Genomic DNA, 23,523 nt, shown 5'->3' with positions numbered 1-23,523 from the left:
TCTCAATGCGGCGATTGTTGCAACGCCACCGACTTGTCGGCCTGGCGGCATGGGATGTGTTCTGCTGGCTCGTGGCGCTGCTGTGGTTCGTCCTGATTCGCTACGACTTCTCCATGGTTCCAAGCCTCTGGAAGGGGACCGCCCTTTACCTGGCCCTGGCCGCAGTCCTCCAGATCACGGGCGGTCTGATCACGAGGATCTACCTGGGCAGGACCCGGATCGGTAGCTTCCTGGACGTGTCCCTGCTGGGTGCCACGGTGGTCGCAATCGGGATAGTGGCCTTCGGAGTGGCCGAATTGACTCCGCTGCCCCCGCCGAACGGCATTCCTCTGGCCCTGCCCGCACTGGCGCTCATCCTGATGTTCGCGGGCCGTTACGCCTGGCGGAGCTACACGGACTCGGTCAAGCGCCAGCCAAGACCAACGCAGGCCAAGCCGACCCTCATTTACGGCGCCGGCGAAATAGGCCAGCAGATCGCCCGCCAAATTGCGTTGACCGCCGACTCGCCGTACGGGATTGTCGGCTTCGTTGACGACGACCCGCGCAAACGGCACCGGCAAATCGAGTCCCGCCGCGTGCTGGGAACCGGGGCAGACCTGATGGACCTGGCCCGTCGGATGGGCGCGGAGATGGTGGTAGTGGCCATCTCGGACGCGTCCCCGACGCTGCTCAAGAGGGTTTCCGCGGAATGCAAAGCTGTCGGCCTGGGCTTCTCGGTGGTGCCGCCGCTGCACGAGTTGATCGGCGGGAAAGTCCGCCTGGACCAGCTGCGCGACTTGGACGTGCGGGATCTCTTGGGCCGCCGCCCAATCACGACCAATCTGGAGGCCATAGCCGGCTACATCAACGGCCGAGTGGTGCTGATAACCGGCGCGGGCGGGTCGATCGGCTCCGAGTTGGCGCGTCAAGTCCACCGCCTGGCCCCGGCCCGCGTTGTGCTCTTGGACCGCGACGAATCCGCCCTCCACGCGGTCCACCTGTCGGTTTCCGGTTCGGGCCTCCTGCAGACAAGCGACACGGTGCTGTGCGACATCCGCGAGGTCGACGCGCTCACGGCGGTGTTCCAGCGCGAGCGCCCCGAGGTGGTCTTCCACGCGGCCGCGCTCAAACACCTCCCCATCTTGGAGCGCTTCCCCGAGGAGGGCTGGAAGACCAACGTGATCGGCACCGCCAATGTGCTCAAATGCGCTGCGGAGAGCGGCGTGCACAGGTTCGTCAACATCTCGACCGACAAGGCCGCCGATCCAACCAGCGTCCTGGGCGTGACCAAGCGCACGGCCGAGCGGCTGACGGCCTGGCACGCCAAGCGCCTGGGCCTCCCGTACGTGTCGGTGCGGTTCGGCAACGTGCTCGGTTCGAGGGGCTCCGTGCTGGACACTTTCCGCTTCCAGATCAACCATGGCGGCCCGGTGACGGTCACCCATCCGAACGTGACGCGCTTCTTCATGACCATCCCGGAGGCCTGCGAACTGGTGCTCCAGGCCGGCGCCGGCGGCGAGTCGGGCGACACGCTGGTCCTCGACATGGGCGACCCGGTCCGCATTCTGGACGTGGCGAATTACCTGATCGCCGAGTCGGGCCGCGACATCGCCGTCAAGTTCACCGGCCTCAGGCCGGGCGAGAAGCTCCACGAGGTGCTGTTCTCCGCGGGCGAAGAGGGCGAGCCGGGGCCGCATCCCCTGATCCGCCGGGTTCGCGTGGAGCCGCTCAGCCCCGAGGAGGCCACGGAGCACCCCTTCGTTCCGGACATGGCGGCGGTGGCTCCCCCATTGCCCGATGCCGTCCGGTCACCCGCCGCTCCCCACTCCGGCCGCGCAACCGCCGAATTCGGCCCGTCAGCCCAAGGCGAGACCGAGCCGGATGCCGATCAACCCGTTACCGCCAAGCGGGCAGCAGAATAGAAGCCGTGTCCACTCTCCCGCCAACCATTGGCCTCTCGCTCCCCGACGTGGGCCCCTTGGAGGAGGAATACCTGCTGGCCGCCGTCCGGTCCGGTTGGATCGCGCCGTTGGGTCCCCAGGTGGACGCCTTCGAATCCGAGTTGGCGGCCTACTGCGGCCGGAGCGAGTGCGTGGCGCTGTCGTCCGGCACGGCGGCCCTCCACCTTGGCCTGTTGGCTCTTGGCGCGGGTCCCGGAGGGGTCGTGTTGACGTCTTCGATGACTTTCGCGGCGACTGCCAACGCAGTGGTGTACACGGGCGCGGAGCCGGTGTTCGTGGACTCAGACGGCACTGGCAACATGAACCCAGACTTGCTCGAACAGGCGCTGGCTCAACTGACCGCAGAGGGGCGCAAAGTTTGGGCCGTCATCCCCGTGGACTTGCTGGGGCAGGTGGCGGACCACGAGCGGATCGACGCCATAGCGGACCGCTACGGAGTTCCGGTGTTCTCCGACGCGGCGGAGGCCATGGGCTCCAAACTGGCGGGCCGTCCGGCCGCCGGCTACGGACGCGCCGCTGCGGTGTCCTTCAACGGCAACAAGGCCATGACCACGTCGGGCGGCGGCGCCCTGCTGACCGACGACGCGGCCCTTGCCCGCCGGGTCCGCCACCTAGCGACCCAGGCCCGCGAGCCAGTGCCGTGGTACGAACACAATGAGGTGGGTTACAACTACCGCCTGTCCAACCTGTTGGCGGCCGTGGGCCGCGCCCAGCTAAAGCGGCTCGACTCGATGGTGGCCAAACGCCGCTACCTGCGGGAACGCTACCGGCAGGCGTTCGCCGGTCTGCCAGGCGTGACCATGTTCGGCCCACCCGGCGAGTCGGAGGACAACGCCTGGTTGAGCGCCGTCCTGATCGACCCAACCACTGCGGGCTGGTCCTCGGACGACCTTAACCACGTCCTGGCGGCGGCCGGAATCGAATCACGCCCGCTGTGGAAGCCCATGCACCTGCAACCGGTCTTTGCCAACGCCAGAAGCTGGATCAACGGCGCTTCGGAGCGACTTTTCCGGACGGGCCTGGCCCTGCCGAGCGGCTCCTGCCTGACCGAATCCCAGAGGGACCGCGTTCTGACGGCGGTCCAGCGTTTCCGGCAGGAGCGCTCCGCGTGAAACGCCAGCTGCGAACCTATGAGATCTCCAAGCGGGCTTTCGACATCGCGGCGTCGGGAGCAGGCCTCCTGGTCCTCTCCCCCGTGATCGCCACAGTGGCTGCAGTGGTACGCGCGCGCTTGGGCAAACCGGTGATCTTCGCTCAATTGCGCCCAGGTCGCAATGGCAAGGTCTTCAGGCTGCGCAAGTTCCGCACAATGAAACCGATAGACCCGGCGAACGGCCTGGTCAACGACGAGGACCGTCTGACTCCGCTCGGCCAGGCACTCCGCGCCGCCAGCCTTGACGAACTGCCCACCCTATGGAACGTGCTGCGCGGCGACATGAGCATGGTGGGCCCCCGACCGCTCTTGGTCGAATATCTAGACCGCTACACGGCAACCCAAGCCCGCCGCCACGAGGTGCGTCCGGGCGTGACTGGGCTGGCCCAAGTCAACGGCCGCAACGACATATCTTGGGACGAGCGCCTTCGCCTCGACGTCCGCTACGTAGACGGCCGCTCATGGAAAATGGACATTGTGATCTTGGCCCGCACATTGGCGATGGTTCTCCGCAGAGCCGGGATCGCCGCCCGCGGCCACGCCACCATGCCCGAGTTCATGCCGGAGGCGACCGATGGCTGAACTTGTCATCATTGGCGCCGGCGGCTTTGGCCGCGAAACTCTGGACGTGATCGAAGCGATCAACCGCGCCACACCCAAACCGGTTCACACCGTGGTCGGGGTGGTCGATGACGCGCCATCTGAAGAAGCGCTCGAACGGCTAGCAGACCGGGCCATAGCGTGGCTCGGCCCAATTGACCGCTGGCTGAGCGAGGACAGCGAAACCCAGGCGGTCATTGGTGTCGGCTCTCCAGGTGCGCGGGCGGCAATCGCCCAAAAGGTCGGCCGCAGGGTGTTCTCCCCAGCGCTGATCCATCCCTCCGCCTTGATTGGCAGCCGCAGCCAGATCGGAATTGGCACCGTCATCTGCGCGGGGGCGAACCTGTCGACCAACGTCAGGCTGGGCCGTTTTGTCCACGTCAATCCTGGCGTGGTGATAGGACACGATTCCGTATTGGAAGACTTCGTGTCCGCCAACCCCGGGTCAATAGTCTCGGGGGAGGTTCATGTCGCGAACGGCACTCTACTAGGCGCTGGCGCAGTCATCCTCCAGGGTCTGACCGTCGGTGCCAACGCGACTGTCGGCGCCGCCTCATGTGTGACCAGAAACGTGCCCGCCGGAGCAATGGTCAAGGGAGTACCGGCAAAGGAAGCCCCCCTCCCCCACGGCAGTATCGACTGCTTCTGATCCCATGCAATACTTGGTGTATCGAACTGCAAGAGGCTTCCGCCGTCGAGTTTTCTTCGACCGTCGCCACGCGCGCGCGTCAGTCCAGATGCCGCCCCGCACCCTCAAACCAACCTGGTGCCCCTCGTCCGGATACTTCCACGGGTGTTCGAGCGAGCCAACGATCTGCTAGACGCGCATTTCCGAGAACCAGCCGTCGTCGCCCTCAGTGTGTTCCGGCGCGGTCCGCATCTTGACTAACGTGCTCTTGACTAGCGCCGGGCGGAGGGTGGGCCTTGTGAGGGCCTTCTCCGAGGCAGTTCAGCCTTCAGGCGGCCAGGTAGTGGCCGCCGATGTTGACGGCCTAGCCCCATCACTTCAATTCGCGGACCGACACCTCAGGTTGCCTCCGGTGACGTCATCAGACTACGCGGACGCGTTGCTAGCTGGCGTGGAACGCTACCGGATCGACGTCCTGGCACCCACGATCGACACTGAGCTATTCATTCTGGCCGGGCTTTCGCCAAGCCTGGCGGGGGCCGCCGGGGGGATTTTGTGTGTCGACACTCAGTGAATTGAGCCGGTCGGTGTCACGTTATTGAGCCACCACCGTTCACGGCAGTCAGGAGGCTTAGGAGGAGGTCAACGGCATCGCAGGTGGCTCAAATCGGTGACGCGCGTTCGGCTCAATAGCGTGACGTACCCCGGCTCAATAACGCGACCGTCGACATTGTGATCAAGCCGCGCCACGGGAGTGCAAGCAGACACGTGTTCTACACGAACCGGGAAGGTGTGAAGGGTCTGCTCCCACTTGTGCCCCAGCCCGTCATCCAAGAGTGTTTGAAAGGCCCGGAGATCACTGTGGACGCCCTCATTTCTTCCGGCGGCAAAGTGGTGCACTATGTGCCCCGCCGCCGAATCCGAACCCTGGCGGGAGAGTCCATCCAAGGAGTGACCATTGACGACCACGACTTGCGCTCATGGCTCATCGACGTCTTAAACACCCGGAATTTGCACTTAAACGCCGTCTCAGCGGGCGGCGGGCGCGGTCCGGTGACTCTTCAGGCTTTCATAACCGATACTGGTCCAGTGCTTACTGAGGTGAATCCGCGCTTCGGCGGCGGCTACCCCCTTTCCCATGCCGCCGGCGGCCGGTACACGGACTGGATAGTCGCCGATCTCGAAGGTCGCCCGATCCAAGTGGAACTGGGCTCCTATGTTCGCGGCCTGCACATGAGCCGCTTCCACGTGGAGCACTTTGCAGCGGGGCCGCTGTGGACCTAAGTCCGCTAGGCGTGGTCTTCGACCTCGACGACACCCTCTATTTGGAGCGCGACTACGTCGCAAGCGGTTTTCGGTTCATCGCCGACATGGTCAGCAATGATTCGCTGAATCCCTTGGATAGGACCAGCAGTGTCACCTCCCACGAGATCTACCGATTCATGTGGGGTAGATTCCAGCGCGGCGTCCGACTCGACCATTTCGACGCGCTCTTGAAGAGGTTTCCACAAATCGGCAGATCTTGGACTGTCGAGGAACTGGTTGCCCAATACCGTGGCCACCCACCCAGGCTGCAAATGATTGAGGGCATGGCCGAGATGATCCATAACCTCCGGCGACGAGGGCTCAAGACAGCGATCATCAGCGACGGGCCCCTGACCTCCCAACACGCGAAAGCCAAAGCCTTGGAGCTAGGCCACTATGCTGATCTAGTGGTTCTGACTGACCTTTGGGGAGCGGACTATTGGAAGCCGCATCCTAGAGCCTTCGCACTCGTTGAGCAGAGCGTCGAGCTTGATCCAGCAAGATTGGTATACGTGGGCGACAATCCAGCGAAGGACTTCAACGCTCCGATCGCCCGTGGCTGGGACTGCATCCGCGTTCGTTTCCCTGGCCAACTCCATGAGCGAATCGAGTCTCCTCCCCAGTTGCGGTTGAAAGAAGCGGCATCGGTACACCAACTCGCCCGGTTGTTGCTAGGCGGACAGCGCACATCAACCTCTGCATCTTGGGGTTCCGGCGCAAACGGCACGGCGAGCGCGGCATGACTCGCCCCAGAATCCTCATGGTTGCGGCCACACCATCCATGATCAGGTCCTTCAACATGCGAAATCTAGCCATCCTCCAGGATCTCGGCTGCGACGTTGAGGTCGCCACTAACACCGAATCGACTGGCGAGATGAGCCGCGAGGCCTATGACGAGTTCCGAGCCGCACTCGCCGCGATCAACGTGCCCTGCCACCACATCGCTTTTGAACGCGGCGCAGGAAGTCTGCAGGGCGCGCGCGACGTGGTGCGATCCTTACGGGAACTCCAGCGCGCCAGGCGTTTCGACATTCTGCACACGCACCAACCCGCCGCTTCAGCCCTGTCCCGTTTCGCTCTGCGCGGGCGAGTCCGTCGAATCCTGTATACAGCGCACGGTTTCCATTTCATGAAGGGAGGCCCGAGACGCAACTGGCTTATCTACTACCCTTTAGAAAGATCCCTCTCCCGATTCACGGACGTTCTTCTAACCGTAAACGAAGAGGACGAGAGCTTGGCTCGGCGCCAAATGCATGCGACGAAGGTGGTGCGCATTCCTGGTGTGGGCGTCGATTGTTCTCGGTTCTCAACGCCCTCCCCGACAACGTTCGCAGAGGCCGTACGGAGCGACCTCGGTCTTGGGTCAGATGACCACTTGTTGCTGTCCGTAGGTGAACTCAACGGCAACAAAAACCATGCCACTGTCATTCGAGCCGTCAGCCTCCTTCGTATGAAGAACCTTCACTATGCCATATGCGGCACCGGTTCTGAACGCGGCCATCTTCTCGGGCTAGCAGGTCAACTCGGGATTGCTCGACAGATACATCTACAAGGCTTTCAATCGGATATTGTCCCATACCTTGCTGCTGCCGACATTGCCATTAGCGTCTCACTTCGAGAGGGGCTCGGAGTCTTCGGCCTGGAGGCCATGGCATCCGGACTACCGCTTGTAGGCTCCGCCGTGCGAGGCATTCAGGACTACATGGATGCCGGAAGGAGCGGCTATCTCGTACCGAATCCACTTGAACCCGAGCAGGTAGCCAAGGGGATCAAAGCGATTCTCAATAGTGCTGCGCATGACCGAGCCGAAATCGAGGTTCACAACCGCTCGCTTGCCCTAAGATTCGACAAGTCCGTGGTGGACAGCATCATGCGCGCCACGTATGCCGAGGCAATCGGCAACGCCTGACCACTCTAGGCGGGACGGGTCAGGAAACTGGCCACCGCCGTCCGCTCCGCGCGGCAGGTAGCGCTGAAGAGGACCGTTTCGCACGTCGCATGGCGATGGAGTAGGCCGCAATTGGCACCAGGCAGCACCAAGCGAGCGGCCTCATTCGTGCAACTATGCCATAGTTACCCAAAGTGACTGTAAACGCGCACAAGAGTCCCCCCGCCAAGGTCCATAAACCCGCAACCGCTCCCGCCGTCCGTCCCCGATACGCGCCGAATCGGGGTGCCGCCGTTGTGCCGAGTACGGCCAGTATTAGAGTCAAAAGCCAGATGAAGCCTTCAACAGCGCCAAGGACCATACTCGGGGAAATCCGCCATTCCCATGGAAATGGCCCCGCCAGGACGCGCGGACCCGTATGCACCACCATCTCGGCAAGACCAATCTTCCCCGTCGGCTCATCAAAGAATCCCGAACTCGCATTTTCCGACAGAGCGGTGATGACTGTTACCAATCTATCTGAGTCCCTTTCAAAAGCCGACGCAGCGAACCGTTGTGCCACGACTGTTATGGCCGCCAATGGCACAAGCGCCCCGGTTGTATACAGTGCTCTGTGCTTGCTCCGTTGGGCTGCTGCGACCACCCACGAGCCGACTAAGGCCGCCGCTGCCGCAAGAGCAAGTTGACTTCGCAGCCAATAGATTAGGCAACAGCCGAAGATCATGCCGACGAGGTTCCCCCGACCAACCCCGACCAACGATTTGACCAGGCAGAGTGCCACCAGCGAAATCGCAAAGACAGTCAACGTCTCGCGCAGTACCCAAGCTTGCCAATAGGCCATCACCGGAGAAACTGCGATCATAAGGGCCGAAATCCTCGTCGCTCCGGCCACCGAATTCGCAGAGAGACCCGCTTCGACACCTATCAGTTCGGCGACTCGCGCGATCATTACTCCCGACGACATGCCTGCCAGCAGATTTATGATCACAGCGTACTCGGCGTTTGGTCCGAACACAGCGTACACCCCGCCAAGAATCCAGGCGTAGCCATCTTTGCCCTGCTGAGAGCCGGCCGAGTATTCTTCACCTGTGCCCATGAGCTCGTTCGCGGCGACGATAGCGAGACGGTTCCACTCTATTTCATCCGCCTGCAAAGTTGGCGCGAGGACCAGTCGGACGCAGGCAACCGTGAGTCCGAGCCCAATCCCTGAGAGAAGCGGACCGATTATCGGAGCAGAGTTGACGGACCCCCGAGACCACCACAGAATCAGCAGCCCCAGGCCGACCGCACATGCTAGGAATAGCCCGAGGCCGAGCGTGCCAGGGAAGAAGGCATTCACAGCGCCACCGTCTTCTCGCTCGCGTTCGCTTTGCCGTAGTGGACCCATTGGAGTGCCGCACGGGAGCTTCCATCAGCCTTTGCGACGGGCGCATGACCTTGCTTTCGGCATTCTGCGACAAAAGAGACCGTATCCCTGGACGTCTCCCAATCCGGTGATGGGACATGCTGACTTGCTTGTTTGATGGCGACACGCCTTTCGGGACGGCGGGAAGACATTGCCCTAGCCGCAGCGATCAAGAGTGATGTTCTCGCCGGGACCCTCGCTGAATCCCGCGAGCAGAGCCATTCTCGCGGCTGGGCGGGCCCCAAGCCGATCCTAAATCCTTGCACGCCCGGAATCTTGTCCGTGCTCTTGACGCGATCGCGTACCTGTCCCCTCAGCACTCGGTGAACCCCGGATTGTCCACCGCGTTGGTCCTGATAATCGACGACGTTTCGGCGCGCGCCAAGCTCCTGGGGGCAATGACGGAGTGAGCGACTTGCACGGGAGCCCAAGTCCGGGAGCGCTTGGGGTCGGGCTGTCGCGCCCTGTTCAAGCTGGCAGTCCTGGAGTTGTTCGGCACCCCGAACGTCTGCGTCCTGTCTGCGCCGTTCGGGGGATGGGCGTCCGTAGGGCGAACATCGGCAGACGGTCGTGCGGTCGTGGGTCTCAAAGGGAAGACGCTCAGGGGTGCGAAGAACCACACTGAGGACGCACAGTGCCTGGCCGGTGGTTTGACCTGCGGCTCCGCATTGGCCGTCAAACCAGTAGTGATTGGCACGGAGACCAAAGAAGTGACCACTGCATGCGAACTGCTCTCCTTGTTCAACTTGCATGGAGCCATCTCGCCATTGGAAACAATACGCACATTGGTCGGTGCAGTCCGGCCGATCGGGCACTACGGTCCCCACTACGGTCTGAGAGTCAACCGCGGCCTGCCTTTGCCGTTGGACGGGCTTGCGAGTTCGCCGTCGTGGGAGACCAGTGCGCGCCGTCCCACGGTGCCGAGCCACTCTGCGAACGCCACCGGCATAGCGTAAGCCGGTGCCACACCAGACCTGGCCGACATCCCGTGGTGCTGCCAGATTCTCCAAGGTCGCCGGATGACCACCACCAAAGCCGAGGGCACAATCGAGATAGGAATCACCATCTGCTCCCCCCGCACGACCGCTTCGGCACCAGCGAACGCCTCGAGGGGCGGAGCCTTGGACGTCGCTACACACCTCTGCGCACACCACTTGGTCTACGGCAGTGGCCACTCCAGAGCTCACGTCCCCGAGGCCTCTCCAGCCGTGGCCGCAATCTCCGCCACCCAAAGGACCAAGCTCCTTCCCTCCGCCTACGCCAAGACAGGCAAAGATCATCGGCAACCAACGGATCACGAGCCTCCCATCTGCCAGCAAAGACACCCCCGCGACGAAGCCCTGAACCGCCCCGCCCGAGTGGTTGAGATCGGGTCGTGTCACGCGAAAACCATCCAAATACCGTTGGCCATCAACCATTCCTCGGCTCTCGGTCCAAGCCCTAGCGGCCACATCTGCGCCCTGCACGCCGCCAGTCTAGTTCATGAACCAATTCCTCCCCGCTGACCGCAATCAACCTCAACCTACCCCATTCCAACGCTTCACCGTCTGCGCCCATCTCAATTAAACAGGCAGTCGCCCTTCAACCGCCACGCATGTCAGAAATACCCCCAAACGGCGTCAAATCTCCTCTCGCATCCTTCCTCCGCCCTGTCCCTCATCTTCCATTCTCTGCGCCCGGCGCCGTGTGACGAGCCACGCCGCACTCCCCCCAACCAGGGTGCCCAAGAGACAGAATCGAAACACGACGTGGTCGTACGACCACAAGGCGACCGGAATCAATCCGATGCACCCTACGGTGCCTCCCACAATCACCTTCACGCTATACACCCTATGGTAATCCAAGCGTCGCACCAGCAAATAGTGCGCTGCCAGCAGCACTCCGTAGCCAACCAAAGCATCATACGCGGCCGCGTACATACCAAACTGCGGCACCAGTATCAGGTTGAGCACCAAGTTCACAGACGCGGCCACCACCGATCCGACCGCGATTCCTACAGTCTTCTTGCAATAAAACTGCAAATTGGCGTACAGGCCATAGGAAGCCTGAAATAGACTGCCTACGATCAGCGGGGGTGCCAACCCAAGGGAATCCTGAAAAGACTTGCCCCCCAGCAGCCCAATTGCCTCCGGGCTCAGCAGAATCACGGTGACACACAAGGTCATACATACAAGGAAATATTCGCTTGACGCCCTTCGTACGATACCCGCGGCGCCAAGGCTGAGCCTTTCAAATAGCCAAGGTGACCAGGCGTCATTCATAGCGTGGAACAGCACCCCTACAATACTCGCCAGGCTAGCGGCCAGTGCGTACAGCGCCGTATTCGCCGCACCCCAATATGCCGTGATCATAATTCTGTCAGAAGAGCTCAACACATAGAGCGACAAGACATTTGGCACCAACGGCAGGCATAGCGCCGCAACCGTGCCCCAGTATTTGAAAGTAATTCCCTTCGACTTAATTGCCAGGAAGACATAGAGACCAAAACCAATTAGAGTTCCGGGAAGGTACTGCCCAATCGTACGCCCGAGTAGATGGTCTCGAAAGAACACGACAAACACTAACGACAGCGCTGCGCCGCCGAGCGTCGAGCCGGCGCTCAAGATCGCGAACAGCCTATATCGGTAGAATGCCCGAGCGCGAGAGGCCATAATCTCGAATGCATGAAATGCCAGCAGATAGACAAACATAATGTGCAGGTAGATCTCGCTCAAGCCCAGCAACCCCATAATCGCCTGTTTGAACAACAGCGAAAGCCCATAGCATACTAGCGTAATGATCGACGTCAAGGCAAGGGTTGAGAAGCAGAAGCGGTCAATTTGGCCTCCCAGATCCAACTTCATTCGAGGGATCGCCAAGGAACCCCGAAAACCAGTGAGTATTCCCACAATCAGAACAACGACTACGAAATTGGAATAGGTTCCAAACTCTTCCTTCGTCAGTAGTCGGGCGAACAGTGGAACCGTTATTAGGCCCGATGCACGAGTAAAGACGATGGTTGCCGTGTACCACACACCGGCCCGAAGCGCCGGCGGCGAACCGCTGTCTTTCTGGTGCCCTGCCTCCGACAAACCATCCATAGTTGACGACACCACTACCCCTAGTTCAATTCGCCCATCTCGACCCCGTACTTCATCTGCGGGGACCCGCACCCACAAATGCATTGGGCGCGTGGTCCCACTCCCGAGGCCCCAGGTGCCGAAGATCCTCGCCTACCCGCCTGATCCGGATCCCCTTCGAAACGCGGCACGTACCCCGGATCAATCAGATCCCATAGCTCTTCCGAACATCGGTTGATCGACCCAACCCCCGCACGCGGCATTCTCTCGTTCCCTTCTCCGGGTTGCACCTTCACGATTCCGCAGCCACGTACGCGACTGGCAGTCGCTCCAGGCTTCAGCACTCCGCCTACCCCCTCTATCCATCTCCCATGTCTAGCCTGACCCGGAAAGGCCAACCGTCAACGGTGACGCGCGCCCTTCTCGCTATGCCCGGCGGAGAGCCTAAGGTCGATCCGAGAACCCAGATACAAGTTGGCTTCCGGAAGAATCTCCCGATAGAACCCGCTCGTCGGGTAGAAGGTAAACTCCCCGAAATAGATCCGATCCTTAGACCAGTACAAATCCACTCGCACGAACGGCATTCCCCGACTCAATCGCCCCGCCAAGTCGAACATCTCATCAATAGCGGGCGGCTTCGGCAGCGAAAACCCAGGCGCCAGCGCGATCGACTGCCGATTATAGCGCAGAAATCTCCAACTCCGATCGAAGAAGAAGAGTTTCGGATACCCGATGTCCCGGTCGGTACACACTAACACGCACTCGGCTCTTCCGTTGAAGCAGAAGAACTTGTAGTCAATAGGCGACCTATCCGGCGGATCTCCCGGCAACAATTCCTCAGCTAGAATTCGTGGGACCGCGCCGGAGTAGGGCCATTCTAGGTTTTGCTTGTGCAGGCGGTGACCCATGGAGTGCCGAATGACCTTTTTTGCTGCTGCCGCATCGAATTCCGCCCTATTCCGGCATATTGCAGTCCCGCCAGAGTCGTGTGTCGTCTTCAACACGAACTGCTCAGGTAGGCGCTCAAAGTCTATATCTGAGAACCGCTCCCAAACACCAAATGTGCGCGGGACACAAATGCTCTCGCCCAAACTGTCGACGTAGTCCTTCACCGCAACTTTGTCGACAAGCGTCGGGTAGAGGCGGTTGTTATCGTATAGTTTCAGCCACTGCAGTTTCTCCGTCCACGTCACCGGCTTGTCCAGATCGAGCCTCCATCCGGTCATCACGCGATACAGCAGGGTCAAGTATCTTCTGTCCCACGCTTCGCCACGCGGCCAACACCGCCTCGCTGCAAACAATCCATACATGGGCGGGTTGGCGGCTGCACGCCGCAATAGTTCGATCACATCACGCCCCTCTTTGCATATTGAGCCGATCATATAGTCTTTGGTATTGTCTGCTGTTCTCAACGGAAGACAGTGACTTCCGAACCGCACAGGAAGCCGACCGTCCCATACCGGCCAAATCCCGATTCGCCATACCCAGCAGTTTCTCGGCAAGATCGGAAGTCCTGCCTAGAGCGTACGAAGTCCCCACCGAAGCCGCCAACCGCAGAACTTCCAGATGCTGCGGAATGTCGGATAGCACAACGGGGAGACCCACCGACATTGCCTCCAAAACGGCATTCGGCAACCCCTCAGACTTGCTTGTGGACACATAGAGATCTGAAGCAGCGAGATACTCTCGGACCTGTTCCACGTCTCCAGGCATGATAATTGCCGAGTGGCGCGAGTATCGTTTCCTCAACTTGTCGTAGTTCTCGCCTCCGCCGAGGAGTAGCAGGTGCGAACCAGATATTCGCGAGGCCAGGAATCCTTCGATTGCCGATTGCTGGTCTTTTCGATCTATCATTGGTCCGGCATAAGTCACGATTAGGCCCTCCCTCGGCAGGCCCAATGACCTCCGTGCTGACTGCCGCTCGCCTTCGGCTCGCGGTGCATAGGAATTCGTGTCAACACCGTTTCGGATCACCTTCAGGCACAGACCGTGCTCTCGCTCATAAAGCTCGGCGAGTGCCATTGAACAAGTCACCACGCCTTCTTCCGCAGCCTGCTGCCGCCTGATCAACTCAACATCTCTCTTAGCTAGCAGCCCTCCAGCCAGCTTCCCAAACCGATCGCGATAATCAACGGGCAGGTATGCACGCAGCGTCGTTACGTGTCCTGCGCTTCTGTATCCGAGGCTGTAAGAGTAGATGGGCATACCGACAGCATGGATAATGTCGGGCTCGATCTTCTCCAGTAATTCGTTCAGGTGGCGCTTCCCTTGAACTGCGGCTTGCGCACGGCTCAGACCGAGACAGTGCCTCTCTCGCACTTCATCCACATAAGCGGCTATCAAAGTGGATTGGTCCATTTCAGGAAAAAGCGTCACCAAAATGGGCTCAAATGCTGCCCTGTCCAGCCCCCTGATTATATTCAGGGTTTGCTTCACTGGGCCGATTCTCTTGCAGTTTGAAACTGCGAATACGATTCGCTTCATTCTGAACCGACCGTTGTGCGTTCAAGTTCCTCAACAATCCATTGATACTGCCTCGCCAGGCCTTCTGACAGGCCCACTCGGGGCCGCCACCCCAACAATCGATGGGCGCGCTCAGTCTCGGCACCAGTCCTCATCACATCTCCGGACGCACGCCCTTGAGTGCGTAAAAGGAGGCTTTTCCCAGTAACCTTCTCGATCTCCGAAATCGCTTCCCGCATAGACACCTCCGAGCCCCCGGCAAGGTTTATCACTGTGCCCGGTGCCTGGTCTCCTTCCGCCGCCGCAATGTTCGCTGCTGCTATGTCGGCCACATAGGTGAAGTCGCGGATCTGCGAGCCGTCGCCGTAGAGATCGAATTCGGTGCCCGTCGCGGCGCAGCGAAGCATGCGGGTGAACGCCATGTCCGGTCTCTGGCGCGGACCGTAGACGGTAAAGTACCTCAGCATTGTGGTGGGGAGGTTGAACACCTTGCCATATAGCCCGCACAAATGTTCGCCCGCTAACTTTGTGACACCATAGGGACTCAGCGGATTCGGCAATGTCATTTCGGTGACTGGGTACCGGTCAGCGTCCCCGTACACTGAGGAGGACGAGGCGTACACGAACCGCCGCAACCGTGTGCAGCTTAGGGCTGCATCTAGCAACCGCTGTGTCGCAAGTATGTTGGCGTCCGCATAGTTTCGGAATCCATGCCCCCACGATCCCCTCACCCCCGGCTCGCCAGCCAAGTGGAAGATGACATCGACTTCCCGGACGATGGCCTCAAGGTCCGCAGAGAGAAGATCGCAACGGAGCAGAGCAAATCTCTCAGACAGCCCAGCATCCCGAATATTGTTCTCTTTGGTCCCCACAGAATAGTAGTCGGAGAAGCTGTCGATCCCCACAACGTGGTAGTCCGTCGCGGACAAGAGATAGTCAACCAAGGAACTACCGATGAATCCGGCAGCTCCTGTCACCAACACCCTCATGCGAGTCACCTGCTTCTGATTAGGTCTTTGCATCATTTCGTCGCCAGTCGAGTGTACATGAGGCCCCTCGTTTCGAAACGGCACGCGCCGAGCAGTCGGACTGGCGCAGGTCCCCGGGGCCCATGATCCGGCCAAACCACCTTGGGGGTAGTGCGGTGCAACCATCCCCAGCCAAGGACACGCGCCTTCCTGACCGGCAGCGATCTGGCGGTCTTCAACGGCGAGATTCGTGCATCGGAAACTGTGCACGAGCTACAAGCGGTCAGCCACCGCCACCACCAGGAACGCCACCCCACCACCCCACATAATCCAATCACTGCCTATGAGACGAGTCATGAGATCTACCCCTGGGACGGGATCTCCTGAGGCAGTGCGTAGACCCTGTAGGTCATTGGCAGACCGTTGTCGACCTGCTGGTAGACCAGGCTGTATTGGAGGAGATCAAAGCCAGTCGCCTTGAGTCTGTCGTCTACGTCGATGATCACGCGCGGACGGGCGTCCTCGATCAGGCCGAGCACCTCGCCACGGAGTGCTGGCGGCTCGCCCTTTAGCGGGATGTAATGGTACTTTGTGGCTGCTAGACGATCCGACGCAAGGTAGATCCAGCTCGCGTTTCCGTAGACCTGAATCGGCTCTTCGTTGGGGGTGTTGCTCCGGATGGCGTCTGCCATTTCGGCCTGGAACCCGGCCTCCGGGCCGCTGGATGAGAATCCGAATTGCGACTTGTGCGCGAGCCTGAAGGCCACGTAGAGCGAGCCTGCCGCCAGAACGCACACCGCTAGGCCAATCGCCAGCACAGTTCGCGCTGCAGGCCTCCGTCGAGCGATGAACACCACCGTCGCCCGCCACAAGAAGCCGCAAACAAGTGCGTGGCAGGGGGCCAGCACCAACAAGTAGTGCCCGTAAGCGCGGCCAGGCATCGCCGCAGCCACGAGCAGCAGAATCAGCGCGGCCAGGTTGCTCAGCGACAACAACAAGACACGGTCAGCGCCAAGGAATCTGCCAGATGGCAAAACGACTGCTCGCGTTCTTGCGGAGCCCCCCCCCCCCCCCTGATCCCACGCGTCTGGCGCCGCCAGGCCCAGAGCGCCATGCCGCCGGAGACAAGAACGGAGACGGCCGCGAGCGTGTCGGGCCGCGCAAAGTACTTGACGAGCATTCCGACTGACTCGCCTGGACCCATGATCCCCGCGTACTCCCGGTTGAAGGCGATCATCTGGTCAAAACAGGCTCCCAGCGCGCCCCTCGCGGCCAACCAGCCGAACACTGGCACCAGTACAGCCAACGCTCCAGTCAAAAACCATACGGCTGCGGCCGCAGCCTCGCGAGTCCGGCGGCGAGCCATCAGGAACACGGCGACCCCAAGGCAGTAAGCCGCCCACAGCGGGACCGTCGTGAGCTTCAGCAAGAACGCGGCCGCGCAAGTCACTCCCATTGTCACCGCACCCACACGGCCTAGGCGATCTACCGCAGCGAAACGAACCAGCACCGCCAGCGCCGCCATCTCCAGAGGCAGAGCGTATTCCTCGGTAAAGTTGCCGTGCTCCAAGCACGAGACGACAAACACCAGCACGGTGGCCGTGCCCAAGAAGGAAGCTCGGGTCCCGAACAAGACCCGCATGGTTCGGTAGCAGATCGACGCCGCCAACGAGAGTGAAATCAACTCGACCAACCACACCCCCAACTCGCCGAGAACAACCTGGCCCGCTGCGTTGATCAGGAAGATCGCAGGTCCCTTGTGGTCGAAGAAGTCAACGTAAGGCGCAGCTCCGGCCAGAACGCGTGCACCCTCGTAGAAGAAGTCCGACGAGTCCGCCGTCTGCACCGCAGTGCTCCAGGGGGATAGCGGGCTCGTTGTCAAGACAATCAGCGCCAGCAAAGCCAGGGCCAGGTAGGGGGTAGCGTCACGCAACGATTGGCGCAAGGACGGCGAGGCACTCACGGCGGCAATCCTACTGGAGGCCCTTGTGGCGGCGGGGACGCTTGAAGCACGGTGGCCTGGGGGGAACCTGGGCGCGGTGCTGTCGGTGGCTTCAGGGTTGGGGCTTCTGGACAGCACCGTATTCGCGACCGGTTCCTACGAATCGGGACTCGGCCAAGCCCGCGCTGACTCGGCGCCAGCGCGGCGAGTCAGCGCGGGTGACGCACTACAAAGGGGCGTAGCGCTGCCGAGCGGCCTCGCCCGAGGTGCCGATCGCATCTCCCACTTTGCGCCACGACACGTTCTCTTCCCGTGCCGCGCGGACTGCCTGCGCCAAGTCGCGCTCGGCGGCATCCCGTCGCCAGGCCGCCAAGCGCACCGCCGTCAGCGGGGGAAGAGGAGCTCCCAGATCCGCCTCGGTAGGTTCGTAGTCCTCGAACGCGTCGGCCAACGCGTCCGCCCTCGCCTCCAGATCTTTCAAAGATCGCTTCATTTCAACCACCTCAGGTATTTCCCCTGGTCGTCGTGCGCGAATGCGCTATCGCCACGTCGCCGTACCATTCGACAACTCCTACCTCAATCAGGATTCCGATTCTGCTGGGACCGACCACCATCACCATGCCGTCTCCTTGCACAAAGTGGACAACCTCGAATCGCAACGCGTGAAGGGGATTTTGGCCGTCAGCGCTTGACCATGCCTGAACGCGCTCGCCAGTATGATCGGTTCGCCGCCCACAAGGCAAGCTTACTTGCCGACAAGCTTACTTGGCCCCCGCCCGCCGACCTGAGGCGCGTGGCACTTCTCGCCGTCATTCGGGCGGTTCGCCAACCCGCTCTGCCTGGGTTATGAGAAGACCGCATCCTGCAGGGCGACCGGGTGGTCGCCTTTTCAACCGAGTAAGGATAGCGATCGCTTTGCCGACCCTAAAGCGCTATTGTGGTCGCCCAAGAGCACACTACTGGGAGCCACCACATGTGATCGCGTCCCCCCACACGCATGGTCAAGGCCGCAGCCGGCGACATCGGCCAGCAACTCGCCGCCTGGCGGAAGCTCCTGGGCTTGACGGCCGAGCAGGTGGCCGACAGAGCCGGGATAGCGCGCGGCACGCTTGGGCGGCTGGAGCATGGCGACCTTGGGGTCAGCCTCGGTGCGGTGCTGTCGGTCGCGTCGGGGCTGGGAATACTGAACGGCATCGTGCTGGCGACCGACCCCTACGAGACGGAATTCGGCCGCGCCCGGGCCGATGACGCGCTGCCGAAGCGAGTGCGGCGATGAGCCAGACCCACGTAGCCCCTCCGGAGACCGGAGGCGACACGAAGGTGGCCACGCTGTTCGCCACCGTATGGCGGGGCCGCCCGACGTTCGCGCCGACCCGAATCCAACCGACGCGGCCCGAAGCACGGCGGCAAACCGGACGTTATGCGGACGTCGCGCCCGCCCTTTCAACATGGGTGGCTATCCAGTCCGCCACCTGCTGGGCTGCGGGGGCCAGTTGCGCCGCCATTTGGCGGTAGATCTCCGGGGGGCGGCGGTAGGGGTCCACCACATCGAAGTCACGCGGCGCGAACCCCCGCGTGGCCCGGCCCCTCAACGCCGAAGCGGTTTCCACCACGCGGGTCAAGGCCGGGCGTATTCCGCCGACCGGATCCCCCGCAGACCCGCAGCCAATCAAGCGCCCCTTGGCGCCGCCCACGGGCACCGGTCCCTCGGAGGGGAACTGCACCGCGATCCCGGCCAGCTCTCTCAGGGTGAAGACCCGGCGGCCCGCAGCCGGCCATTCGCGCACCATCCAGTCGCGGTGGCCCCGCGCCATGGCCAGAATCAGATCGGCCTGGTCCACCAGGTTTTCGGTGACGAAACGCGCCCGGTGCGGCGTGTCGGGCCGGGCGCCGAGGCCTTCCAGCATGGCCAGGACGGGCGGGTCGGTGGGTGCGCCCGCCAAGGCGTGGGTGCCCGCAGACTCCACCTGGACCAGGCCAGAGCCGACCCCCGCCCGCACGAGGTGCCGCGCTATCAGCGCGGCGGCCATGGGCGAGCGGCAAACGTTGCCGGTGCACACCGCCAACACGCTGAACGGTCGGCTCAACGCGGGCTCATCGCTTTGCCGCCGAGGAGCGGTGCGCGCGCCGCCCCGACGAGTCGGTCGCCGTTCTGACCGGCCTGCCCCCGTAATAACTGCCGTAATACTCCGAGCCAGCGTCCGGGGCGCACGTCAGCACCACGCCGAACACGTTGCCGTCGACCGCCTCAATCAACTCGACGGCCTTCGCCAACCCGTGCGCCTTGGTGTTCTTGTAGGCCGCCAACACCACCGCGCCCTCGGTCAGCTTCGCCAACAGGGTGGCGTCCGTGAACAGGTCCACGGGCGGCGAGTCGACCATCACCAAGTCGTAATTCGCCTCAAGGTAGGCCATCAGGTCCCGCATGGTCCTCGAGCCGAGCAACTCGCTGGGGTTCGGCGGGGTGTGGCCGGCCGGCATAATGCTAAGTCCGCTGCCTCCCCAGTTTTGGATGGCGTCCCTGGGCTCGATCCGTCCCGCCAGCACGTCCGACAGGCCGGGGGTCCTGGGTATGTGCATGGTCTTCGAGACGCGCGGATGGCGCAGGTCGGAGTCCAGCAGCAGAACGCGAGCGCTCGCGCGGGCCGTCACCCAGGCCAGGTTGCACGCGGTCAGGGTCTTTCCCACGCCGGGTCCGGAGCTGGTGATCACAAAGGATTTCAGCGGCCCGCCCGGATTGACGTAGGACAGCGACGTGCGCAGCGCCCGGTAGTGCTCCAACAGCATGGAATCCGGGTCCGCCTCAGCGATCAGCGGGGAAGCCACCGCGTTGCGATCGAACGCGATAGTTCCCAGCAAAGGCTTGCCCGATGCCGTACGCACGTCCTCCTCGCTCCGCACCCGTGTGTCGACCTTGGACCGCAGGACCGCGATCGCCACCCCGAACACCAGCCCCATCATCAGCCCAATCGCCCCAGTCCGGAGCGGACCCAAGCCGCTCGGCGCGCCGGGCGGGGTCGCCGGCCCGATCACGTGAATCGCCACCGGGCTGACGCCGTCCGGCCCCGCTGGCTCCAACTCGTTAGCCACCACGTCAATGAACGCGGCGGCGGTCTGATTCGCGATCAGCGCCGCCACCTCGGGATCCGGATCTAACACCCTAATGTTGATCAACGAAGTGCTTGACGGCGAATCCGCCGTCACCTTGCCGTTCAACTCGGCTGCCGTGTACGGGACCTCCGGCGATTCGGCCACAACGCCGAGCACCGAGGGGCTGGTGACGACCTGCGTGTAGCTGACCACGGCCTGGCGCGCATAAGTGGATCCCTGGACCAAATCTCCCAGGGTGCCGCTGGCCCGGACCGACACGTAAAGCTGCGCTTGGGCGGTGTAAAGAGGCGTCCGAACCACACCGGCGACCACGCCGACCAGGACACCCGCCAACGCGATCAGGCACACAAGCACCCAGCTTCGCTTCATCACGCCGATGAACTCGGGCAGGTCCATGAACTCGGCACCTTTCTAAGGACGGCAGCTACTCATCCCGCCCCGCTCGGAAAAAACTCTCACCGGGATGGTACCTCAGGTAACCCGGCCTGCCGGGACGTTGAGGCCGTTCAGCGCCCAACGGTCGGCCTTTCTGACCACTTCAAATGTCACGGGCCACCCGGTGCGGCCGGTTTTCCAGCGCGGCCACCAACGCCAACGTGTCCACTTTCTTGTGGCCGGACAGGACCGCCAACTTGGCGGCGTTCTCCGCCGCAACGCAAATGTCCCCGTGGCTGAGTCCCGCGGCGGCGGCCGTGACCTCGGACCAGTCCACGCCGTCCAAATCGAATGAAGCCAGGCGATTCTCCGCGACCGTCTTCGCGGCAACCTCGTCCGGCAACGAAAAGGTGACCACGGCATCGAACAGCCGCTTCGCGGCGCTGTCGATCCGATGGACGCTGTTCGTGGCGGCAAAAACCAAGCAATCCGACACATCCGCGTCCAGAAGCTCCAGAAACGAATCCAAGGGCCGCCGCCCCGTAGGGGAGTCGCCGCCCGGATCACGGTCCCCCGCCAATTCGTCGACCCCGTTGAACAGGCAGACGGCGCGGGTGTCGCTCAGGCGGTCGAAGACAAGCCGGAGGTCCGCCGCAGCCTGCGGCGCGGACTTGTCGGCCAATGAGTCGATCCGAACCGAGAACAGCGGCAAAGCAAGTTCCCCCGCCACTGCGCGCGCGGCCGAGGTCTTGCCGGTTCCCGGAGGTCCGGCCAGCAGCATCTTCCGGGCGGGCGGCAAACGATGCTCGGCCAAAACGCCGAGGTCGCGCTGCTCCGCCAGGAGGCTCATCACGGCCTGTTCGACTTTGGGGGACAACACCAATCGGTCAAGCTCGGGGTCGGGATACGAAACCGACACCGGCGATGCGGTTTCACCACTCCGCCGTGCAAAGGGAAGCGCGGGCTTCGCTCCGGAAAACGACGGCGGCTGGACGCGGACCGAGTCGATGAAGTCCCCAAGCTCTCGGGCGAACTTGGTCCTCCCCGCCCGCGCAGCCTCTTGGACTACCCGCTGCGCGACGGCGCCAAAGGCGTCGTCATCGCCTTGGAAATGGCTCTTGACCAAGGCCAATACATGATCACTTGTTACCACTCGGGGACACCTAACGTTATCTGGGCCAATTCGCTTCCCCAGCGTTCAATTCAGCTTCACCATACCTGACCTGGCCAGGCTGGTAACCGTGGTCACCTCATAACCCCGTCGCTAAACACGTCGGTGCCGGTAAGGTAAGCGGGTGCGTTTGTCTGTGATCGGCTGCGGCTACCTGGGAGCCGTCCACGCCGCGGCCATGGCCAGTTTGGGGCATGAAGTCATCGGCGTGGACTCAGACCAGGCAAAAGTCGCCAGTCTTCGAGCCGGGGAGGCTCCTTTCTACGAGCCCGGTTTCGCCGACCTGTTGCGGCAGGGCCTCGAATCAGGCCGACTGAGCTTCAGCGACAATAGCGCCGACACGGCGAATTGCCAGGTCCATTTCATTTGCGTCGGCACGCCGCAGTTGCCCGGCTCTCAAGCGGCGGACCTGTCCGCCCTTGACCGCGCCGCAGTGGACCTGCTCCCCCACCTGCGACCGGACGCGGTGGTGGTCGGCAAGTCGACGGTGCCGGTGGGAACGGCCCGGCCGCTGGCCGCCCGCCTCGCGGACGCGGGCGCACACCTGGTCTGGAATCCGGAGTTCTTGCGTGAGGGCCACGCCGTGGCGGACACGCTGGCGCCGGACCGCATTGTCTACGGCCTGGCCCAGGTTTCGGCCAAACGGGGCGGCTTCGGCGGCAAGTCGGCTGCCGACGTTCTGGACCAGGTTTACGCGGACCTCCTAGCTGTCGGCACGCCCCGCCTGAAAATGTCCTACGAGTCCGCCGAATTGGTAAAGACATCCGCCAATTCCTACCTCGCGTTGCGCGTCAGCTTCATCAACGCGATCTCCGATTTGGCCGATTCCGCCGGAGCCGACATCCTGGACGTGGCCGCCGCGCTCCGCCTCGACGAGCGCATCGGAAAACTCTTCCTCAACCCCGGCCTGGGTTTTGGCGGCGGCTGTCTGCCGAAGGATCTGCACGCGCTGGCGGCGCGGGCGGAAGAGCTGGGGGCGCCGCTGACCGCCGAACTGCTCTCTGCCGCAGATCACCTGAACGTCTCCCGCCGCGCCCGCGTGGTGGAGTTGGCCCAGCGCGCCTTGGGCGGCCCCGTCGCCGGCGCCCGGATCGCGGTCCTCGGATTGGCCTTCAAGCCGTTGTCCGATGACGTCCGCAACAGCCAGTCAATCTTGGTCGCCCAGGCGTTGGCGACGGCGGGAGCCGAAGTCGTGGCGACCGACCCGCAAGCGGTGCGCACCGCGCGCGCCGCCTATCCAGGCCTGGCCTACGCCGAGACGGTCCCCGAGGCGGTCCAAGGCGCGGAAGTGATCCTGGTCCTCACGGAGTGGCCGGAGTACCGCGCGCTGGACCCCGCCGAAGTCGCCACTTGGACTGACACCCGCCAAGTCGTGGACGCCCGCCTATGCCTAGACGTGCCGGCTTGGCAAGCCGCAGGCTGGACAATCCACTCCCCCGGCCGCCCAACACTGTAGGCGCCGTCCGCGGCGCGGCGGGTCATAACGACCCTCGCGCGTCGCGGACGGCGCCGGGC

At 62.6% G+C, this 23,523-nt stretch carries 23 protein-coding genes; 11 read left to right on the top strand and 12 right to left on the bottom strand.

From position 1 onward, the window contains the following. The first annotated feature begins 5 nt into the window (after nt 1–5). The 9 genes from LBC97_02970 to LBC97_02930 all read left to right on the top strand — a co-directional run bounded on the left by LBC97_02970 (nt 6) and on the right by LBC97_02930 (nt 9,329). Nucleotides 6–1,901, top strand: a complete 1,896-nt coding sequence (locus LBC97_02970) for a polysaccharide biosynthesis protein (GenBank protein MDR2565019.1) — start codon at nt 6–8, stop codon at nt 1,899–1,901. Nucleotides 1,902–1,906: 5 nt separating this feature from the next. Further along, the gene (locus tag LBC97_02965; GenBank protein MDR2565018.1) at nt 1,907–3,052 is read left to right on the top strand and encodes an aminotransferase class I/II-fold pyridoxal phosphate-dependent enzyme; all 1,146 of its coding nucleotides are present in this window, start codon (nt 1,907–1,909) and stop codon (nt 3,050–3,052) included. Between the two features lie 23 nt (nt 3,053–3,075). Further along, nucleotides 3,076–3,675 (top strand): sugar transferase, encoded by a 600-nt coding sequence (locus LBC97_02960; GenBank protein MDR2565017.1) that lies wholly within the window; start codon nt 3,076–3,078, stop codon nt 3,673–3,675. Beyond that, nucleotides 3,668–4,342, top strand: a complete 675-nt coding sequence (locus LBC97_02955) for an acetyltransferase (protein ID MDR2565016.1) — start codon at nt 3,668–3,670, stop codon at nt 4,340–4,342. The genes LBC97_02960 and LBC97_02955 overlap by 8 nt, the downstream gene beginning before the upstream one ends. A gap of 391 nt (nt 4,343–4,733) precedes the next feature. Beyond that, entirely contained in the window at nt 4,734–4,895 is a 162-nt protein-coding gene (locus tag LBC97_02950; GenBank protein MDR2565015.1) for a hypothetical protein, read from the top strand. A 158-nt stretch (nt 4,896–5,053) separates the two neighbouring features. Continuing rightward, a complete protein-coding gene (locus LBC97_02945) occupies nt 5,054–5,605 on the top strand; it encodes an ATP-grasp domain-containing protein (GenBank protein MDR2565014.1) in 552 nt (183 codons plus the stop codon). A gap of 11 nt (nt 5,606–5,616) precedes the next feature. Continuing rightward, complete coding sequence (locus LBC97_02940; protein ID MDR2565013.1) at nt 5,617–6,369, top strand: HAD family hydrolase; 753 nt, start codon at nt 5,617–5,619, stop codon at nt 6,367–6,369. Beyond that, the gene (locus LBC97_02935) at nt 6,366–7,535 is read left to right on the top strand and encodes a glycosyltransferase (protein ID MDR2565012.1); all 1,170 of its coding nucleotides are present in this window, start codon (nt 6,366–6,368) and stop codon (nt 7,533–7,535) included. Before LBC97_02940 ends, LBC97_02935 begins: the two co-directional genes overlap by 4 nt. A 1,644-nt stretch (nt 7,536–9,179) precedes the next feature. After that, entirely contained in the window at nt 9,180–9,329 is a 150-nt protein-coding gene (locus LBC97_02930) for a hypothetical protein (protein ID MDR2565011.1), read from the top strand. A 416-nt stretch (nt 9,330–9,745) separates the two neighbouring features. On the opposite strand, the gene LBC97_02925 is transcribed toward LBC97_02930, so the two are convergent. From LBC97_02925 to LBC97_02885, 9 genes are all read right to left on the bottom strand, one after another. Next, nucleotides 9,746–9,985, bottom strand: coding sequence for a hypothetical protein (locus LBC97_02925; GenBank protein MDR2565010.1), 240 nt, complete (start codon nt 9,983–9,985; stop codon nt 9,746–9,748). Nucleotides 9,986–10,538: 553 nt separating this feature from the next. Then, entirely contained in the window at nt 10,539–12,011 is a 1,473-nt protein-coding gene (locus LBC97_02920) for an oligosaccharide flippase family protein (GenBank protein ID MDR2565009.1), read from the bottom strand. Nucleotides 12,012–12,379: 368 nt separating this feature from the next. Further along, entirely contained in the window at nt 12,380–13,225 is an 846-nt protein-coding gene (locus tag LBC97_02915) for a hypothetical protein (GenBank protein ID MDR2565008.1), read from the bottom strand. Between the two features lie 103 nt (nt 13,226–13,328). Beyond that, nucleotides 13,329–14,414: a glycosyltransferase family 4 protein gene (locus LBC97_02910; protein MDR2565007.1), complete on the bottom strand. Its 1,086-nt coding sequence runs from the start codon at nt 14,412–14,414 to the stop codon at nt 13,329–13,331. A gap of 44 nt (nt 14,415–14,458) precedes the next feature. Then, a complete protein-coding gene (locus LBC97_02905; GenBank protein ID MDR2565006.1) occupies nt 14,459–15,430 on the bottom strand; it encodes a GDP-mannose 4,6-dehydratase in 972 nt (323 codons plus the stop codon). A 341-nt stretch (nt 15,431–15,771) separates the two neighbouring features. Then, nucleotides 15,772–16,401: a hypothetical protein gene (locus tag LBC97_02900; protein ID MDR2565005.1), complete on the bottom strand. Its 630-nt coding sequence runs from the start codon at nt 16,399–16,401 to the stop codon at nt 15,772–15,774. Then, complete coding sequence (locus tag LBC97_02895) at nt 16,392–17,372, bottom strand: glycosyltransferase family 39 protein (protein MDR2565004.1); 981 nt, start codon at nt 17,370–17,372, stop codon at nt 16,392–16,394. Before LBC97_02895 ends, LBC97_02900 begins: the two co-directional genes overlap by 10 nt. 205 nt (nt 17,373–17,577) lie before the next feature. Further along, on the bottom strand, nt 17,578–17,844 hold the full coding sequence (locus LBC97_02890; GenBank protein MDR2565003.1) for a hypothetical protein: 267 nt from the start codon (nt 17,842–17,844) through the stop codon (nt 17,578–17,580). Between the two features lie 10 nt (nt 17,845–17,854). Further along, on the bottom strand, nt 17,855–18,010 hold the full coding sequence (locus LBC97_02885; GenBank protein MDR2565002.1) for a hypothetical protein: 156 nt from the start codon (nt 18,008–18,010) through the stop codon (nt 17,855–17,857). A 338-nt stretch (nt 18,011–18,348) separates the two neighbouring features. Between LBC97_02885 and LBC97_02880 the strand changes: the two genes are divergently transcribed. Next, on the top strand, nt 18,349–18,627 hold the full coding sequence (locus LBC97_02880; GenBank protein MDR2565001.1) for a helix-turn-helix domain-containing protein: 279 nt from the start codon (nt 18,349–18,351) through the stop codon (nt 18,625–18,627). A 142-nt stretch (nt 18,628–18,769) separates the two neighbouring features. On the opposite strand, the gene LBC97_02875 is transcribed toward LBC97_02880, so the two are convergent. The 3 genes from LBC97_02875 to LBC97_02865 form a co-directional block, all read right to left on the bottom strand. After that, entirely contained in the window at nt 18,770–19,438 is a 669-nt protein-coding gene (locus LBC97_02875) for a hypothetical protein (GenBank protein ID MDR2565000.1), read from the bottom strand. A gap of 7 nt (nt 19,439–19,445) precedes the next feature. Next, nucleotides 19,446–20,858, bottom strand: coding sequence for a polysaccharide biosynthesis tyrosine autokinase (locus LBC97_02870; protein ID MDR2564999.1), 1,413 nt, complete (start codon nt 20,856–20,858; stop codon nt 19,446–19,448). Nucleotides 20,859–21,000: 142 nt separating this feature from the next. Further along, on the bottom strand, nt 21,001–21,990 hold the full coding sequence (locus tag LBC97_02865) for an ATP-binding protein (GenBank protein ID MDR2564998.1): 990 nt from the start codon (nt 21,988–21,990) through the stop codon (nt 21,001–21,003). Between the two features lie 142 nt (nt 21,991–22,132). Between LBC97_02865 and LBC97_02860 the strand changes: the two genes are divergently transcribed. Further along, a complete protein-coding gene (locus LBC97_02860; protein ID MDR2564997.1) occupies nt 22,133–23,464 on the top strand; it encodes a UDP-glucose/GDP-mannose dehydrogenase family protein in 1,332 nt (443 codons plus the stop codon). Nucleotides 23,465–23,523 lie beyond the last annotated feature (59 nt).

It is taken from the genome of Bifidobacteriaceae bacterium, assembly GCA_031281585.1.
In the GTDB taxonomy this organism is placed as follows: Bacteria; Actinomycetota; Actinomycetes; order Actinomycetales; family WQXJ01; genus JAIRTF01.
The sequence above is the reverse complement of the archived record's forward strand: the minus strand, read 5'-3'. Positions and strand labels throughout refer to the sequence as shown.